This is a genomic window from Frigoribacterium sp. CFBP 13605, assembly GCF_014839405.1.
In the GTDB taxonomy this organism is placed as follows: Bacteria; Actinomycetota; Actinomycetes; order Actinomycetales; family Microbacteriaceae; genus Frigoribacterium.
The window spans coordinates 1-17,106 of the sequence record NZ_JACYNS010000030.1; the positions used below are offsets into that span (position 1 = coordinate 1).

Annotated in this window: 17 protein-coding genes; 11 read left to right on the plus strand and 6 right to left on the minus strand. The window is 71.0% G+C overall.

The window, feature by feature from the left end:
- Positions 1-48: 48 nt before the first annotated feature.
- Both IFT36_RS08280 and IFT36_RS08285 read right to left on the minus strand, forming a co-directional pair.
- Complete coding sequence (locus tag IFT36_RS08280) at positions 49-708, minus strand: GntR family transcriptional regulator (RefSeq protein ID WP_056046860.1); 660 nt, start codon at positions 706-708, stop codon at positions 49-51.
- Between the two features lie 180 nt (positions 709-888).
- On the minus strand, positions 889-2,634 hold the full coding sequence (locus IFT36_RS08285; RefSeq protein ID WP_200412861.1) for a glycerol-3-phosphate dehydrogenase/oxidase: 1,746 nt from the start codon (positions 2,632-2,634) through the stop codon (positions 889-891).
- 192 nt (positions 2,635-2,826) lie between these two features.
- On the opposite strand from IFT36_RS08285, the gene IFT36_RS08290 reads away from it, so the two are divergent.
- The 7 genes from IFT36_RS08290 to IFT36_RS08320 all read left to right on the plus strand — a co-directional run bounded on the left by IFT36_RS08290 (position 2,827) and on the right by IFT36_RS08320 (position 7,726).
- Entirely contained in the window at positions 2,827-3,726 is a 900-nt protein-coding gene (locus tag IFT36_RS08290) for a sugar-binding transcriptional regulator (protein WP_236557075.1), read from the plus strand.
- Between the two features lie 123 nt (positions 3,727-3,849).
- Positions 3,850-4,416 carry a type 1 glutamine amidotransferase domain-containing protein gene (locus IFT36_RS08295; protein WP_123570651.1) on the plus strand — a complete coding sequence of 189 codons (567 nt, stop codon included), beginning with the start codon at positions 3,850-3,852 and terminating at the stop codon, positions 4,414-4,416.
- A 139-nt stretch (positions 4,417-4,555) separates the two neighbouring features.
- On the plus strand, positions 4,556-5,158 hold the full coding sequence (locus IFT36_RS08300) for a hypothetical protein (RefSeq protein WP_200412862.1): 603 nt from the start codon (positions 4,556-4,558) through the stop codon (positions 5,156-5,158).
- Between the two features lie 135 nt (positions 5,159-5,293).
- Entirely contained in the window at positions 5,294-6,502 is a 1,209-nt protein-coding gene (locus IFT36_RS08305) for a GAF domain-containing protein (protein WP_159825943.1), read from the plus strand.
- Between the two features lie 56 nt (positions 6,503-6,558).
- A complete protein-coding gene (locus tag IFT36_RS08310; RefSeq protein WP_056046851.1) occupies positions 6,559-7,050 on the plus strand; it encodes a nucleotidyltransferase family protein in 492 nt (163 codons plus the stop codon).
- A complete protein-coding gene (locus IFT36_RS08315) occupies positions 7,047-7,391 on the plus strand; it encodes a HepT-like ribonuclease domain-containing protein (protein ID WP_200412863.1) in 345 nt (114 codons plus the stop codon). The genes IFT36_RS08310 and IFT36_RS08315 overlap by 4 nt, the downstream gene beginning before the upstream one ends.
- Positions 7,388-7,726 carry a hypothetical protein gene (locus IFT36_RS08320; protein ID WP_200412864.1) on the plus strand — a complete coding sequence of 113 codons (339 nt, stop codon included), beginning with the start codon at positions 7,388-7,390 and terminating at the stop codon, positions 7,724-7,726. The genes IFT36_RS08315 and IFT36_RS08320 overlap by 4 nt, the downstream gene beginning before the upstream one ends.
- Before the next feature lie 124 nt (positions 7,727-7,850).
- Here IFT36_RS08320 and IFT36_RS08325 read toward each other — a convergent pair whose 3' ends face one another.
- From IFT36_RS08325 to IFT36_RS08340, 4 genes are read right to left on the minus strand one after another with little or no spacing between them, the layout of a single operon-like run.
- A complete protein-coding gene (locus tag IFT36_RS08325) occupies positions 7,851-8,198 on the minus strand; it encodes a helix-turn-helix domain-containing protein (RefSeq protein WP_043595703.1) in 348 nt (115 codons plus the stop codon).
- Positions 8,195-9,031, minus strand: a complete 837-nt coding sequence (locus IFT36_RS08330; RefSeq protein ID WP_055970915.1) for a ferritin family protein — start codon at positions 9,029-9,031, stop codon at positions 8,195-8,197. The genes IFT36_RS08325 and IFT36_RS08330 overlap by 4 nt, the downstream gene beginning before the upstream one ends.
- Positions 9,032-9,052: 21 nt before the next feature.
- Positions 9,053-11,404 (minus strand): SDR family oxidoreductase, encoded by a 2,352-nt coding sequence (locus IFT36_RS08335; protein ID WP_123570649.1) that lies wholly within the window; start codon positions 11,402-11,404, stop codon positions 9,053-9,055.
- Positions 11,401-12,222, minus strand: coding sequence for a hypothetical protein (locus IFT36_RS08340; RefSeq protein ID WP_173151616.1), 822 nt, complete (start codon positions 12,220-12,222; stop codon positions 11,401-11,403). The genes IFT36_RS08335 and IFT36_RS08340 overlap by 4 nt, the downstream gene beginning before the upstream one ends.
- Before the next feature lie 98 nt (positions 12,223-12,320).
- On the opposite strand from IFT36_RS08340, the gene IFT36_RS08345 reads away from it, so the two are divergent.
- From IFT36_RS08345 to IFT36_RS08360, 4 genes are all read left to right on the plus strand, one after another.
- The gene (locus tag IFT36_RS08345) at positions 12,321-13,100 is read left to right on the plus strand and encodes an SDR family NAD(P)-dependent oxidoreductase (RefSeq protein ID WP_056046842.1); all 780 of its coding nucleotides are present in this window, start codon (positions 12,321-12,323) and stop codon (positions 13,098-13,100) included.
- Positions 13,097-14,077 (plus strand): lysophospholipid acyltransferase family protein, encoded by a 981-nt coding sequence (locus IFT36_RS08350; RefSeq protein ID WP_162234609.1) that lies wholly within the window; start codon positions 13,097-13,099, stop codon positions 14,075-14,077. Before IFT36_RS08345 ends, IFT36_RS08350 begins: the two co-directional genes overlap by 4 nt.
- Positions 14,074-15,771, plus strand: a complete 1,698-nt coding sequence (locus tag IFT36_RS08355) for an FAD-binding oxidoreductase (RefSeq protein WP_307785066.1) — start codon at positions 14,074-14,076, stop codon at positions 15,769-15,771. The genes IFT36_RS08350 and IFT36_RS08355 overlap by 4 nt, the downstream gene beginning before the upstream one ends.
- Before the next feature lie 236 nt (positions 15,772-16,007).
- On the plus strand, positions 16,008-17,030 hold the full coding sequence (locus IFT36_RS08360) for a hypothetical protein (RefSeq protein ID WP_200412865.1): 1,023 nt from the start codon (positions 16,008-16,010) through the stop codon (positions 17,028-17,030).
- Positions 17,031-17,106 lie beyond the last annotated feature (76 nt).

Genomic DNA, 17,106 nt, shown 5'->3' on the forward strand with positions numbered 1-17,106 from the left:
CCGCTAGGTCGGCCGCGCCCGCCCGCCCGGTCGGCCGCGCCCGCCCGCTCAGGCGACGGGGCGCTGGCCGGGCAGGGCGTGCAGGTCCTCGGCGGCGAGTTCGGCGGCGATGGGGTCACCGGCCTCGGTCGCCTCGCGCAGGGCGGCGAACGAGTCGGCCATCGAGTCCCACTGCAGCACCTGCACGATGTTCGGCACGCGCAGTTTGTAGGCGAGGCCGTCGGTGACGTCGGTGCAGACCTTGACCAGTGACGGATTGCCGCAGTGGTCGACGTAGGTCGAGAACAGCGCGATGGCGTGGGCGTTCAGAGCCGGGGCGTCTTCACGGTCGAGGTCGCCGAGGCAGACGTCGATGGCCCGCACGATCTCTCGCTTGACGGCGTCCGGCAGGTTCGGGACGGCCAGCCGGACGGCGCCGCCGAAGAGCACGCCCAGGGTCTGGACCGCCTGGACGGCTTCTTCGGCCTTCGGCGTCGCGACCTTCGTGTAGCGGTTCGGTGCCATCTCGACGAGGCCGGCGCGCACGAGGTCGCCGAGTGCCTCGCGGATCGGGGTGCGCGACACCTGCAGCCAGGCGATCAGCTCGTCGTCGTGCAGGCGTTCGCCCGGTTCGAGCGTGCCGTCGATGATCGCGTCACGGATGCGGCTGCGGACCGTGTCGCGCAGCAGCTGTCGTTCGGCGGCAGGGGGAGTGACGGGAATCGGCATGCGGCCTCCTAGATCCTCACGGGCGTCTGCCCGGCCAGCATCCTAATACGGAAACGTCACATTTTGCCCGATGGGCAGCGAAGTCGACATGTCAATGTCAGGTCACGAGATCCCCGGCGACGACGACGAAGCCCCGCCCCTCGGAGGGAGGGGCGGGGCTTCTCGATCGGGTCGGTGTCGTCAGTTCGTCGCCGCGGCGGGGGCCGCCGCAGGCACGTGCTGCGAGTGGACCTCGACGCCGTGCGAGTCGCGCAGGGTCGTCAGGGTCTGCTCGATCTCGTCGTCGCGCTGCTCGGTCGTCCATCCGAGCGAGCGGGCCATGACGTCCGCGATCTCGGTGAGCAACTCGATGGTGACGCCCCCGACGAACGCGAGGTTCGTGCGGCGCAGGACGACGTCGGCCAGGTGGACGGCGTCCTCGTGCTCGGCGAAGTAGGCGATCTCGGCCGTGGTCAGCGTCGAGTCGGCCTCGAGGGCCTGCGACGGCTGGTCGAGCAGCACTTCGATGACGTCGGAGGCGCGGGTGCCGTAGCGGGTGAGCAGACGGTCGACCTGGTCACGGTCGAGCCCGTCGGCGTGGGCCGCGACCCAGGTGGTGCGGGCGCCCTCGGTGGTGGGGAAGCCCTTGCCGCCGCCGATCGCCATGCCGGTGGTGTCGACCGTGCGCTTCACGCCGAGCTTCGTCGTCGCCTCGGTCGAGAGGTGCGCCGACAGGGCACGGAAGGTGGTCCACTTGCCGCCGACCAGGCTGAGAACGGCCGTGCCGGGCAGCTCGGCGACCTCGGTCTCGACGATGCGGTAGTCGCGCGACACGAAGCCCGCGGCGAGGTCGTCGTGCTTGGGCAGGGGGCGGACGCCCGAGTAGCGGTAGACGATGTGGTCGCGGGTGAGCTCGATGTCGGGGTAGACGTGCTTCACCAGGTCGAAGAAGTAGTCGACCTCTTCTTCGGTGCAGACGGCCGGCTCGGCCATGTCGGCCTCGAGGTCGGTCGTGCCGATGAGCACGCGACCCTTGAGCGGGTAGATCAGGACGATGCGGCCGTCGTTGTTCTCGAAGAAGATCTCGCGACCGTTCGTGGCCTCGAGCAACTCGGGGCTGTCGACGACGATGTGCGACCCCTTGGTGCCGCCCATGTACTGAGACTCGGCGCCGAAGGCCTTGTTGGTGAGGTCGGTCCAGGGGCCCGACGCGTTGATGACGACGCCGGCCTTCACCGTGAACTCGGTCCCGCTGACGACGTCGCGCAGGGTCACGCCGCCGTCGGCGGTCCCGACGGCCTCGAGGTAGTTGGCGCTGCGGGCGTTGTCGCCGGCGGCCAGGCCGTCCTTCAGCACGTCGAGCGCGAGGCGCTCGGGCTCGTGCACCGACGCGTCGTAGTAGGTGCCCGTGTACTTGAGGGCCTTGTTGAGGTGCGGCATCTCGGCCAGCGCCTTCTTGCGACCGAGGAACTTGTGACGGGGCACCGAGCCGCCGTCACGCGAGAACGAGTCGTACATGGTCATGCCGACCTTGATCAGCAGTGCGCCGCGCTCCTTCGTGGAGCGCTGCTTGTGCGTCAGCATGCGCAAGGGGGCGTTCATGATGCCGCTGAACGTCGAGAAGATCGGCATCGTGGTCTGCAGCGGCTTGACGTAGTGCGGGGCGATCTTCAGCAGGCCGTTGCGCTCTTCGACGCTCTCGCGGACGAGACGGAACTCGCCGTTCTCGAGGTATCGGATGCCGCCGTGGATCATGTGGGACGACGCGGCGGACGCGCCGGACGCGTAGTCGGCCCGTTCGACGAGCACGACGTCGACGCCCTGGAGGGCGAGGTCGCGGAAGGTCGCGATGCCGTTGATGCCACCGCCGACGACGAGCACCTGTGCCGTCGGGCGGTCGACGATGCGCTGCACGTTGGGACGGATCGAGTCTGTCTTCTTCGACATGGTCACTGCTTCTTTCGAGATGCGATGTCAGGTGGTGGTGACCGACTCGTCCTGCGGGCCGGTAGATTCATCGTCGTCCCGATGCACACAAGGTGCAACGTATCTGCACGAACGTGCAAGGAGGTCCCCTTGGTCGCTGGCGACACGTCCGAACGCACGCAGGAGGCCCTGCGCGCCGCGCACCTCTACTACATGCAGGACCTCACGATGGAGGCGATCGCGCACGAACTGCAGACGTCCCGCTCGTCGGTGTCGCGCCTCCTGAAGGCGGCACGCGAGACGGGCCTCGTCGACATCCAGATCAAGTCCCCGCTCGACCAGCCGACGGCCGTGGGCGACGGGCTGCACCGGCGGTTCGGCGTGGTCGCGCACGTGGTCCCGGTGCCCGACCAGACGAGCGACGTCGACCGGCTCGACCGGGTCGCGCTGTCGGCTGCACGAACGCTCACCCAGTACGTCGACTCGAACATGGTCGTCGGCGTCGCCTGGGGCTCCACCGTCAGTGCGGTCAGCCGGTACCTGGTGCCCAAGACCACGCACAACACCGTCTTCGTCCAGCTCAACGGTGCGGCGAACACCCGCACGACCGGCATCGAGTACGCCAGCGAGATCCTGCGTCGGTTCGGCCACGCGTACGGCGCCCTGATCCAGCAGTTCCCCGTGCCCGCGTTCTTCGACGACCCCGCCACCAAGAGCGCCCTGTGGCGGGAGCGCAGCACCCGACGCGTCCTCTCGCTGCAGGGCGCCATGGACCTCGTCGTCTTCGGCGTCGGCTCGCGCGAGGCACACGTGCCGAGCCACGTCTATTCGGGTGGTTACCTCGAGCAGAGCGACCACGACAGCCTGGCCCACGACCACGTGGTGGGCGACGTCGCGACCGTGTTCTTCCGCGAGGACGGCTCGTCGGCCGACATCGAGCTCAACCGGCGCGCGACCGGGCCCGACCTGGCGACCATCCGACGCGCGCCGCGTCGCGTCTGCGTCGTCGCGGGGGAGGCCAAGGTGGTCAGCGTCCGCGGTGCTCTCGCCGCGGGCCTGGTCACCGACCTCATCCTCGACGAGGGGACCGCCAGGGCGCTCCTGGCCAGCTGATCGGGAGGGGCCGCGGTCCGGAGGCGCGGGTGGGGTACACCGGGCCAGCCACGACCCAGCCCGCCCGCGTAGACGGGAGGCGTCGTACACCGGGCCCCGACCGGCCCCGAGAGGAGCATCACCATGGCAAGCACCGAACTCACCGGACGCCGCGTTCTCGCGATCGTCACGAACTACGGCGTCGAGCAGGACGAGCTCGTCGTCCCCGTCGCGAAGCTGCGCGAGCAGGGCGCCACCGTCGTCGTCGCCGGCGTCTCCACCGAGCCGATCCAGACGCTCGTCGGCGACAAGGACCCGGGGCAGACCGTCCGCCCCGACACGACCATCGCCGAGGTCGACGCCGCCGACCACGACCTCCTGCTCGTTCCCGGCGGCACCATCAACGCGGACACCCTCCGCACCGAGAGCGACGCCGTCGACCTGGTGAAGGCCTTCGCCACGGCGGGCAAGCCGATCGCGGCGATCTGCCACGGCCCGTGGGCGCTCATCGAGGCCGGCCTCGTGACGGGCAAGGAGCTCACCTCCTATGCGTCGCTGCAGACCGACGTCCGCAACGCCGGCGGCAGCTGGGTCGACCGTTCGGTGGTGACCGACGTCGAGCAGGGCTTCACGCTCGTCACGTCGCGTGACCCCGGCGACCTCGACGACTTCGTCCGCGAGACCTCGTCGGCCCTGGCCGCCACGGCCTGATCCGTCGTCTCCGTCGCGGCGGGGTCCGTCGTCCCACCCCGGGGCGACGGACCCCGCCGTGGGTCTTTAATGGGACGTCGGGCCATCGTCGGTCCGTCACCCGGCGCTCCGGCGCCCACCCGGTCGAGAGAGAGGCGCGATGAAGTTCGGCAAGACGCGCGGGGCCCCCTCCGAGCCGGCGACGCCCGATCCCGCCGCCCTCGAGCGCGCCGTCGCAGAAGGGGTGCTCATCTCGCGTGCGGCCGCCGTCGTCTCGGTGGCCAACTCGATCGTCATCCGTGCCCTCCGCGATGACGAGCACTTCGACCACGAGCGCACCCGCGAGGCCGTGCGCACCATCCTCGGTCGCCTCGCGGCGGAACAACGCGAGCAGAACGAACGGATCGGCGGCGAACGGGCGAAGGCCCTCAAGGCCAAGGGCCGGTCGCGACACCAGCACGACTACCGGCGCGGGGACGACGACACCCTCTGGTTCCGGGAGAAGACCTACACGGCCGTGGCCGACCGGCTGGACGAGCTGCAGTCCGACGACGACTTCGTGCGCGACATCGTCGCGGCGGCGGTCGACCGGGCCTGGGGCGACGTCGGGGCCGCGATCGTCACGAAGGTGTCGGCCGTCGAGGCGGTCGACCCGGCGTATCCCGACGAACGCGACCAGCGCCTCCGTGATCTCGTCGACGTGGACCTCGCGCGGTTGCTCGCCCAGCCGCCGCCGGGGTCGGACGCCCCCCGCGCGGTCTGAGGGACGCACCGTCCGGCGGCCCCCGACCTGGGGCTGTCCCGCCCGGTACCCGGGCGAGAGCATGGAGGGACACCGCTCGGCCCTCACCACGCGGAGCCCTCGTCGATCAGGCCACCGCTGTGGGAGGAACCCGGCATGAACCGTTTCGTCAGCCCGCTCGTGCGCGGGATGATCCGCCAGCGCAATCGCTGGTTCGACCGACGCCTCGGGCTGCCCAGGCCCGAGAGCGTCGCCCGGACGCACGCTCCCGGCGTCAGCCCCGATCGCGTGCTGCTGTTCGGCAGCGGGCCCGCCGTCGGGTGGGGCGTCCGCAGCCACGACCTGGGGCTCGCGGGTCACCTCGCGCGGGCCGTCTCGCAGGCCACGGGTCGCGGGGTCGACGTCGACGTCGTGGCCGACCCCTCGATGGGGACGGTGTCCGCCCGGCGGGTGCTCGGACACCGTGACCTCACGCGCTACGACGCCGTGGTCGTGGTGACGGGCATCAACGACGCCCTCGCCATGACCGACGTCACGAAGTGGCGGCGCGCGTTCGTCGACCTGCTCGTGCACATCGAGACCGAGACCGGGGGCGCGAGCAGTCCCGTGCTCGTCACGGGCGTCCAGTCGCCCAGCGAGGTGACGGTGTTCCGCATCGCCGGCGGGGGCCTCGTCGACCGACACGCGGCCGAGCTGAACGAGACCATCCGGGACGTCTGCTCGACCCACCCCCGGGTGCACGTGCTCATGCCTCCGTCGCCGCTCTCGGGCCACGACGACCGGGACAAGCTGATCGCCAAGTACGCCCGCTGGGGCGAGGCGCAGGCCGAGATGCTCGCGCCCATGCTCGACGCGCAGATGTCCGCCGGCGGCGGCGTGGCCCGGGCGCGCCGGCACGCCCCTCAGGCCGAGGTCGACCGCGTGGAGGCGATCAGGGCATTGGGCCTCCTCGACACCGACCCCGAAGAACGCTTCGACGACATCGTCGAACGGGCGCGGACCCTGCTCGGCGCGAGCGGGGCCGCGTTCTCCCTCGTCACCGCCGACCGACACTGGAACAAGGCCCTCGCCGGGGGCGGCGACCGCGAGCTGCCCATGGCGCTCTCGTTCTGCGCCCACACGGTCGCCGGCGGCCAGCCGTTCATCGTCGAGGACGCCTGGGCCGACGAACGGTTCGGCGTCGAGGCGCCGGCGCGGTTCTACGCCGGCTACCCGGTCGAGAGCCCCGAGGGCGTGCGCATCGGAGCGCTCTGCGTCGCCGACCCCGAGCCCCGCACGGTCGAGAGCGTCGACCTCGTCATGCTGCGCGAGCTCGCCCTCAGCGTGCAGCGCGAGCTCGCGAGGCAGGCCGTCGCGCGGGCCTGAGAGCAGATGTACAGAAAGATGTACACGATGAGGGGCTCCGCGCTAGCATCGTCTCCATGGAGACCTCCATCCGAAGCGCCGACGTCCTCGCCGTGGCTGATGCCCGCAGCGGCTTCAGCCGCCTCATGAGGGACTTCCGGCTCGACCCCGACCGTCCGGCCGTTGCCGTGGGGCCGCACCGCCGCCCCGAGGTCGTCATCGTGCCGTGGAGCCGTTTCGTCGAGATGTCCGAGCGTCCCCCGTCTGGTCGAGAGGGCGTTTCGCTGCTGGACGAGATCACCTCGCGTGCCGGTCTCGTCCGGCGCCTCGCGGGCCTGAGCCACATCGACGCCGTCAGCGTCTTCGGGTCGGTCGCTCGCGGGACCGAGACCGACGACAGTGACATCGACCTCCTGGTCGATCCGGGGGCCGAGGCGACCTACTTCGACTTCGCGCAGTTCGAGATCGACATGGAAGCCGTGTTCCAGCGTCCGGTCGACGTCGTGTCCCGGCGGGGGCTCGACCCCGAGGCCGACCGCGAGATCCTGACACAAGCGGTGCCCGTGTGAACCCCTCTCCGGACCGCGCCGAACGTTGGCTGGTCGACCTCGACGCGACCCTGGCGGCCTCGGCCGAGCTCGTGTCCCGTGGTCGCGAGGCGTTCGACGGCGACCCTGCGCTTCCGTTGGCGTTCGAGGCGCTGGCCAACCGGGCCGGTGACCTGAGCAAGCGCTTGGTCGCGTACGACGGCAGGAGGTTCCACGAGGTCGAGTTCTCACTCGCCGCCAAGAATCGCGACTTCGTCGTCCATCACTACGATCGCCTCGACCGTGAGACCCTCTGGCAGACCGTGACCCGGAGCTTTCCCCTCCTGCACTCCCTCGTGCAGCGTCACCGACGCGACGGATGAGCGCCGAACCCCTGGTCACGCCCGACGGCCGGTACCTCGTGGTCCGCGGCCGGCTGTGGCGCCGGACCGATCCTCGCCTCGACGAGGCGACCCGCGCCTCCTTGGTCCACGACCTGATGGAGGCGCGGCGCGCGACGAAGACGGCGCTGGCCGCCGACGACGCTGCCGCCGTCGAGGACGCCCGGGCCCGGGTCGACGCCGCGAAGACGTCGCTCGGCGAACGCGGCCCGGTGTGGTGGGACGACGACGCCCCCGACGAGACCCGCCGCATGGCACGGAACACGCGGTACGCGGACTGGTTCGCCACGGTCGGGCCCGACGCCGCCACGAACTGACCATCTCGCCATGAGGCGCACTCCGCCACGAAGTGGACACCGCACCAGGAGAAAACGCGGTGCCGCGTCCACTTCGTGGTGTGGTGTGATGCGGTGGCGGTCGGGCGGCCCGCCTCCGGCGTTGCTAGCGGCCCTGGCGCTTCTTGAACGGCTTGGGCTGGCCCTTGACGGCGGGCGTACGGCCCTTGCCCTTGGACGCCTTGGCCTTGCCGCCGGCCGGCGGGGGTGGCGGCGGGGTCGGGGTGGAAGGACTCGCCAGTTCGTCCTCGGCGACGACCACCGCCGCCTTGCCGGCCTTGGTCAACCGGTACGGCGTGACGTCGCGGTCGAACAGCTTCGCACCGAACTCGAGCTCGAGGGCCTCGATCGACGATTCGAGCTTCTGGCGCGAGATGCCGAGCTTGTCGGCCGCCACCGGGAAGTGCAGCACGTCGGCCGCGACCAGGAAGTGCCTCAGGTGGCTGGTCTTCACGCCGTGGCGACCGAACCGGCGGAGGAGCCGCCGACCGAGTCCGCACGGATGCCCAGGCCGTCGAGGGCCTTCTGGAAGATCGTCAGACCGCTCATGCCCGGCAGGTTCGAGATGTTCTGGTCGAGCTTGACGGCGGCCTTGCGGCCCTCTTCGCCGCTCATCAGCTGGCCGAAGACGAACTTGACGTCGTCGACCTCCATGATGGACGAGCCGACCGGGGCCCAGACCTTCGACAACAGGAACCGCGTCAGCTTCTGCGCCTTCTTGCTCGCGAGCAGACGCTCACGGGCCTGCGAGACGTAGAACGCGACGTGGCGGGCCTCTTGCTTGGCGATGCGCTTCAGCAACTCGGCGAGGACCGGGTCCTGTTCGAGCTCGGCCATGCGCTTGTACGCCGACACGGCCGAGTACTCGTTGGCCGCGCCCCACGACATGTGGACGGCGACGAAGTCGGAGCCGACGATCTTGCCGAGCAGACCCTGCTTGACCGGGTCGAGGCGCTCACGCCAGCCGAGCTTGAGCCGGTTCGCGCGGAGCTGGTCGTAGTCGACCGTGATGCCGTGGACCTCGAGAATCGCGGCGAGGGCCTCGCCGTGCCAGAACTCCTCGCGGTTCCACATCGTCATGAACGTGGTCATCTCGTTCTCCTTGTGAGAAGGAGTCGTGAGCAGGTCACGGGTGTAGCAGACCGTGTGGTACTCGACGTCGGCCATGTAGCGCAGCGTCCGCAGCGAGTCGGCCGAGAGCGGGTTCTTCCGGAAGTGGTCGAGGTCGAGGTCGTCCCAGCTCAGGCGTTCGGAGGTCGCGGCGAACTTGTCGATGTCGAAGGCCATGTGATGTCAGGAGGCGCGGGCTCAGGCCCTGCCTCCGTCTCCTTTCGCTGTGGTGCTGCTGGTGCCGCTCGTGGTGCTGGTGCCGCTTCTGCCGTGGGGGCCGCTGCGAGTCCAATCGCGGATGCTCCATCTTCTTCGGAGCGCCTCGCGTGCCAGATTGCTGTCGGGGTTGACCGCGTTCGGGTGGCCGACCATCTCGAGCCAGGCGAGGTCGGCGAACGAGTCACCATAACCGTACGACCCCGAGAGATCGATGTCGTTCGCCTGGGCGTACTGGCGCAGCCAGGCGGCACGGGCCTCGTCGACCAGCGGAGGCTGTGCGAGGTAACCCGTGTAGACGCCGCTGCGCTGGTGCATCGTGCTGGCGACGACGTCGTCGAAGAGGTGTGCCAGGGGAGTCGTCAGGGTGTCGATCGAGCCCGTGACCAGTACCGTGCGGTGCCCGGCGGCACGGTGCTCGGCCAGTCGGGCGAGCGCGTCGGGGAGGGTGTGGCGCAGGACCGTGTCGGCGTAGCCGCGTGACCGGACCACTCCCGAGAGCCGCGCGACGGGCATGCCCTCGTACCGTCGGGAGAACGTGCGGATGAACTCGCCGCGGTCGCGACCCTCGGCCCGGAGGTAGCGCGGCAGCGAGGTGAGCAGGCTGGCGACCTCGCCGGGCCAGGCGGCCTTGCGGAACCCGGCCGAGCGCACCCAGAGGTACTGCTCGACGATGTTGCTGTCGAGCACCGTGCCCTCGAGGTCGAACACGGCCACGACGTCGTCGCGCGGCGGCAGGGCCCGCGTGTCGGCGACGGCGGCCGACGCGGCGGGTCGCACCGAGAACGCCCGGGTCATCGAGGTGATGGACGGGAAGTGCACTTCTTGGAAGTAGGCCTCCCAGTCGACGTCGGTCACGTCGAAGCCGATGTCCGCGGGCGAGCCCGCGGGGAGTCCGGCGTGCAGGGCCCGGGTGCGTCGGTCGTCGAAGATGATCTCGGACTGCACGTAGTGGCGGTAGAGGTCGGTGAGGCTCTGCAGCGACTCGAGGTCGGCCCGCCGCGTCTGGACCCCGGCCAGCGCCGTCCGGGTGCGCAGCGTGCTCGGCAGTCGCGTGAGCACGGCCTCGCGGACGTCGTTGACGCGGTTCGCGGTGCGGATGGCGCCCTCGACCTTGCGCACGCCTGGGAAGTTCCAGTGCGGCGCCTCGATCGACGAGTGCTCGTCGCGGGGCAGCGGGTTGGCCGTGAAGAACGCCTTGAGGTTCTCGAACATGCGCAGGATCGAGAACGGGTTGCTGCCGCCCGAGCTGGCGTGGAAGTACTGGGGGCTGCCGGCCTCGACCGGGTTCGCCGCGACGGTGAGGATGACGTTGACGACGTAGTCGACCGGGATCACGTCGAGCACGCTGTCGGGCACGCCGGGGAACTCGGGCAGCAGCCCGCGGGCGTACGACATGATCAGCGGGTCGGCGACCTTGAAGCCGTCGATCCAGCCGGGGTAGGGGTGCCGGTGGGCGCTCTCGACGATCGCCGGTCGGACGACCGACAGGCGGTGCCCGGCCTCGGCCCAGAGCTCTTCGGCGGCGCGCTCGGCGAAGGCCTTGGTCAGCGTGTAGACGTCGGTCCAGCCGAGCGTCTCGGCCCGGGTGCGTCCGTAGTCGACGAGACGGGCCTTGACCCAGGCGACGCGGGCGTCTTCTGCGGCCGTGGCGACCGCCTGCGGACCGGTCTTGCCGTGCGCCGCACGACCCTGGGCGAGGAAGGTGCGAAGCGTCTCGGGCTGGCGGGAGGCGGCCTCGACCCGGGCGCGGGCGTCGGCGGCGGCGGCGCGCTCGACACGCCAGTCGACGGTGTGGCCGAGCGACGCCTCGGGGAACACGCCCTTGCGGATGCCGCCGACGTAGGCGGTCGACACGTGCACGACGTGCGGGTCGGTGCCCGTCTTCCGCAGGGCCTCGTAGAGCCCGACCGCCCCGCCGACGTTGGTCTCGAAGGCCTGGTCGATCGGCGGGTCGAACGACACCGTGGACGCGCTGTGGATGACGACGTCGAGGTCGTCGGGCAGGTCGGGCAGGTCGCCCAGGCCGCTCTCGATCACCCGGAGCCGCTCGGCGAGGGCCTTCTCGACGCCCTCGGCCCCGACGGCCTCGCGCCACGAGGCGAAGACCGGCTTCTTCAGCAGGTGCCGCAGACGCCCCTCGGCCGAGGTGCCGGCCTTCGGTCGGATGAGGAGCGTGACCGTCGTGCCGGGGTGCGACGAGAGCAGACGCTCGAGGATCGCCTGGCCGACGAAGCCGGTGCCGCCGGTGAGCAGGACGTGCGAGCCGCCGAGGTCGACTCGGGTGGCGCCCGGGGTCTGGTCGGGCAGCGCGAGGCCGGGGGTGGAGCTCATGCGGTCAGCTTTCTGGTCACGGCCGCCCCGACGGAGGCGTCCAGGCCCGGCAGGTCGGCGACCTGCGCGCCCACGCGGTCGGCGCGCAGGTGGCCCTCGGCCCCGCCGAAGACGGTGGCGTCGAAGAAGGTGCGCTCGGAGTCGGCGCGCTCGACGGCGCCGATCGGCCAGACGGCCGTCAGCAGGGAGGCGCGGGTCATCTTCACCGACCGGCGCGAGTCGCGCAGGCGCCAGTCGGCCTCGCTCGCGAAGAACTGCTCGTGACGACCCTTCACGACCCTCGCCCGGTCGATCACGGTGGTCAGCGTGGGGTGTGCCGCGAGCTCGTCGAGGCGGTCGTATGCCTCTCGGAGCACCCATTCGTCGACGGCCCCCGTCGTCGTGTGCACGGCGACGATGGGGGAGCCGACGGTGATGGCCTGGAGGGCCCGGGTGATCGGGCCACGGCGCTCGACGGCCTCGGAGGCGGCGTGCCGCTTGGGCCCCTCGGTCACGTCGCGGTTGCGGGGCTCGCCGTGGGCCTCGAGGACGGCGTCGAGGGCGTCGGCCAGCCAGAACTTCTCGAACGCCCACGTCACGAGGAACGCGGTGACCCGAGTGTCCTTGTGGGTGGCCGTCACCAGGAGGTTGCGCAGGTTCTCCATCGTGGCGCTCTCGAGACGCCCGAGATGGCGGACGAGGCGCAGGGCGTCGGGGCCCAGGGGGCGGTCGGCGAAGCCGGACAGGTCGAGGTCGGGGCGCCAGTTGCCCTGGGCCGTCTTGGTGAACTCGCGGATGTCGAAGTCGGGGTCGGCGCGCGGGGCATCTCTGGTCGTCATGACAGGGGGTCCTCCGGGGCAGAAGTGGACGAGGCGAGAAGGGCCTCGAACGTGTCTCGATGCGCGCAGTCTGCTCTCAGCACCGTATCGTAAGCGGCATGGCTGTAGCGCTCGTCACCGGGGGCACGTCCGGCATCGGAGCCGAATTCGCCCGCCAACTCTCCATGCGCGGCTGGGACATCGTCCTGGTCGCTCGTGACCTCACCCGACTCGACGAGACGGCGACCGCCCTGCGCGCGCTCGGCCGTGACGTCGAGGTGCTCGCGGCCGACCTCGGGGACCGTCGCGACGTCGACCGGGTGGCCGAGCGGCTGGCCGATCCGACCCGCCCCGTCGACCTGCTGGTGAACAATGCCGGTTTCGGCATGCACACCCCGCTGACCTCCACCGACGTCGCCGCGCACGACCTCGCGTTCGAGGTCATGTGCCGGGCCGTGCTCGTGCTCTCGGGTGCGGCGGCGAGGTCCATGCGCGAGCGCGGCCGCGGTCGCATCGTCAACGTGTCGAGCACCGCGGGGCTGATGGCCATGGGCAGCTACTCGGCGATCAAGGCGTGGGTGACCTCGTACAGCGAGGGTCTCTCGGTCGAGCTCAAGGGCACCGGCGTGGGCGTCACGGCCCTCCTGCCGGGCTGGGTGCGGACGGAGTTCCATCAGCGTGCCGGCATAAAGTCGTCGTCCATACCCAACGCCCTGTGGCTCAGCACCGAACAACTCGTGGTCGCCTGTCTGCGCGACGTCGACAAAGGCAAGGTGATCTCCATGCCCACGCTTCGGTACAAGGTGCTGATGGGATTGGTCCGGCACGCCCCCAAGGGCGCCGTCCGGGCCGCGTCCGGCGCGATCTCGTCGAGCCGCCGCAAGCCGGTGGGGCAGTGAGCGTGAAGGACGACGGAGAACGACGCCGCGACCACGCCCGCCTCGACGCCGTGGCCCAGCGGGTCGACGACGTCAGGGCCGACGTCGCCCAGCGAGCCGGGGACGTCGCCCAGCGGGCCGGTGGCGTCGCCCAGCGTGCCGGTGACGTCGCGAGCGACGTCCGCGACCGCTTCAGCTCGCGGCGACACGCGATGGCCCGCTACGTCGCGCAGCGCATGGTGCTCAAGCCGACGATCTGGTCGATCACCGACGTGACGGTCATCGACCGCGACCGGGTCGAGGGCCTCACCGGGGGCTTCATCGTCGTCGCGAACCACTCGAGCCACCTGGACGCCCCGCTCATCCTCGGTGCCCTGCCGCGCAAGCTCGCGCGCTACCTGGCCACGGGCGCCGCGGCCGACTACTTCTTCGACGTGCCCTGGCGGCGTCAGCTGACCGAACTGTTCTTCAACGCGTTCCCGGTGCAGCGGGGCTCGGGGACCCCGGCCTCCGCGGTCGACGCGACCCGCGCCTCCTCGTCCGGTGCGTCGGCGGGGTCGACGCCGCAGAGCTCGGCCCGCCGACGCGCCGCGGCCAAGGCGGCCGCCCGCGGGCGCCAGGGGCAGCCCACGGTCAGTGCTCGATCGCTGCTGCAGCGCGGCTACCCCGTGCTGGTGTTCCCCGAGGGCACCCGCTCGAAGGACGGCACCGTCGCCGCCTTCAAGCCCGGCGCCGCCGCCCTCGCCTCGGCCTGCGGCGTGCCGGTCGTGCCGCTCGCGCTGATCGGGGCCAACATCGCCCAACCGCGCGGCCGCAGCTGGCCCCGGCCCGGCCGACTGCCCGTCGGAGTCGCGTTCGGCGACCCGATGCGGCCCCACGACGGCGAGTCCGTCACCGACTTCTCGACGCGCGTGCGCACCGAGATCCTGCGTCTGAAGGACGCCAACACCGCCCGCATCCTGGGCCCGTCAGACCCGCTCGAAGGAGAACGCCCGTGACCGACGTCCAACAGAAGAAGAGTCCTGCCGTCGACGGCGTCAAGCACATGAAGTGGTGGGGCTGGGGCGTCGAGGGCGTCGCCTTCCACCACGACGACAAGCCCGCCTTCGCCCCCTTCGTCAAGAAGATCGTGGGCGTCGAGCTGTCCCAGGGGCACGACACCGGCCTCTCGTTCGACGACCTCGACGTCCCCTCGTCCCGGGTCGGCACCGAGGTGCTCGACTCGCTCGTGCAGATCGTGGGCGACGGCCAGGTCGTCACCGACGACCACGACCGGGTCGTCCACACTTACGGCAAGAGCATCCGCGACCTGATCCGCATCCGCGCCGGACGTCTCGACCGGGTGCCCGACGTCGTCGTGTACCCGGCCGACGAGGACGAGATCCAGCGCATCGTCGACCTGGCCGTCGCGAGCGACCTCGTCCTCATCCCCTTCGGCGGCGGCAGCAACATCGTCGGCAGCCTCGAACCGCTGCCCGCGGAGGAGCGCACGATCGTCTCGCTCGACATGGGCCGGCTCGACAAGGTGCTCGGCATCGACGAGGACGGCGGACTGGCGCGCATCCAGGCCGGCGGTCAGGGCCCAGACCTCGAGGAGCAGCTCAACGCCCGCGGGTGGACCCTCGGACACTTCCCGGACAGCTTCACCCACTCGACCATGGGCGGCTGGGTCGCCACCCGCTCGTCGGGCATGCAGAGCGACAAGTACGGCGACATCGCCGACATCACCAAGGGGCTGCGGGTCGTGCGCCCCGGCGGCGTGCTCTCGATCCGCGCCGTGCCGAGCGCGTCGACGGGTCCGTCGCTGCGCGAGATGATCATCGGCAGCGAGGGACGTCTCGGCGTCATCACCGAGGTCACCGCCCAGGTGCACCGCCTGCCCGAGAAGCGCGAGATCCTCGCCTACCTGTTCCCGTCGTGGCACGACGGCCTCGCCGCCATGCAGGCCATCGCCGAGAGCGACGTGAGCCCGTCGGTCACCCGCGTCAGCGACGCACACGAGACCGCCTTCTCGTTCGCCACGTCGAAGCCGGGCAAGGGCATCTCGCAGAAGGTCACCGACCTGCTGCCGACCATCCTGAAGGCCAAGGGCTGGGACGTCGACGCGATGTGCCTGTCGTTCATCGGCTACGAGGGCAGCCCCGAGCACGTCGCCCACACCCAGAAGGCCGTCGCCAAGATCGTCAAGGCGAACAAGGGCATGAGCGTCGGCAAGGGACCGGGCAAGCTCTACGACCAGAAGAAGTTCGACACGCCCTACCTGCGCGACTTCTTCATGGACCACGGAGGCGCGGCGGACGTCTCCGAGACCGCCGCCCCCTGGTCGAAGCTGCGCCTCGTGTCGTCGCGCGTCTACGCCGCGGCGAACCAGGCCTTCGACAGCATCGGCAAGCAGGGCTGGATCATGGGCCACCTGTCGCACTCGTACCACTCGGGCGCGTGCCTGTACTTCACCTTCGCCTTCGAGCACGGTGACGACGCCGAGGCCGAGTACGACGTGGTCAAGCACGCCATCCAGCAGGCGTTCATCGACACCGGGGCGACCGTCTCGCACCACCACGGCGTCGGGCTCGAGCACCAGCCGTGGCTCGCGCAGGATGTCTCGCCCGAGGGCGTGGCCGTCATGCAGGGGCTGTTCGACTCGGCCGACCCGGGGCGCGTGTTCAACCCCGGGAAGGTGACGGGCGCGTAGTCCCGCGCTGCGCCTCCTGCGCTGTCGCCGCGCCGCCGCCGCCGCGCCGCTGCCGCACCCCGCCACGAAGTAAACAACCCGCCACGTAAACGTGTGGCGGGTTGTTTATCTCGTGGCGGGGTGATGCACGCAGCGGTGTCGGCGACACCTCCGGCACAGACGTTGGACGGCGTGATGCCTCCACAGGCCACGAGCGCGCACGAGCGGACCAAGAATGGGTGCGCGACGCTCGGGGCATGTCGTCGGAACCGCTGCCCGCCATCACCTTCGTGTCGACCCACGGCACCCACAGTCGCGAGGCCGAAGCGCTCAGACGTGACACCCGACGGGGCCTCGTCGTCCGGGTGCATCCCGGTGCGTACGTGCCCAGCGAGGACTGGACGCGTCTCTCGGCGCGGCACCGGCAGCTGGTCAGGGTGCGCGCCGTCCTGGCCGGGTTGCCGCCGGGCACCGTCGTGTCGCACGAGTCGGCCGTCGCCGTCCACGGGCTGCCGTCCGTCCGGGGCGCGGGAACGCGGGTGCACGTCCTGGACCCCCGTCGGGATCGGGTGCGGACGAGCGAGCGCGTGGTCCGACATCCGGGCTCGACGGATGCCGGGGACGTCGTCGAGGTCGACGGGGTGCTGACCACGTCCGAGGCGCGGACGGCGATCGACATCGCCCGAGGTCGTTCGTTCGCCGACGGGGTGCTGTGCACCGACGGGGTCCTCCGGCGCGCGGCGGTCGGGGCAGGGTGCTTCGGCTGGCGGGACCCGCGTCCTCAGGACGGCTACGAAGAACATCGAGCCCGGGTCGAACGCGCGGCGAACGGCGCCCGGCACGAGCTGGGCGCGCGCCTCGGCAGTGCGACGGGAAAGCGGGGGGCGGAGGCCGCTCGACGCGTGGTCGCCTTCGCCTCGCCGTGGTCCGAGAACGGAGGCGAATCGCTCTGTCGCATCGCGTTGCACGAGCTCGGGGCCCCGCCCCCGGGACTGCAGGTCGAGTTCCACGACGCACAGGGACTCGCGGGGCGGTGCGACTTCGTCTTCGGCAGCTCGGTGCTCGAGTTCGACGGCAAGGTCAAGTACGACCACGAGGCGGTCCGGGGCGGGCTGACGCCGTCGGCGGTGGTGAAGGCCGAGAAGGCACGCGAGAGGCGGCTGATGCGCACGGGCCAGGTGACGCGCATCGGCCGGTGCGACGCCGACGACGTCCGCGAGCGCGCGCCACTCGCGCAGATCATGCGAGATCTCGGTGTGCCGTTGCGGCGTCGGTCGTGACGGGCGATGCGCGGGGCTGGGCCGGACGGGGCCGGGGCGGGGCGGCGCCGGAACGACGCACGCCGCCACGAAGCAC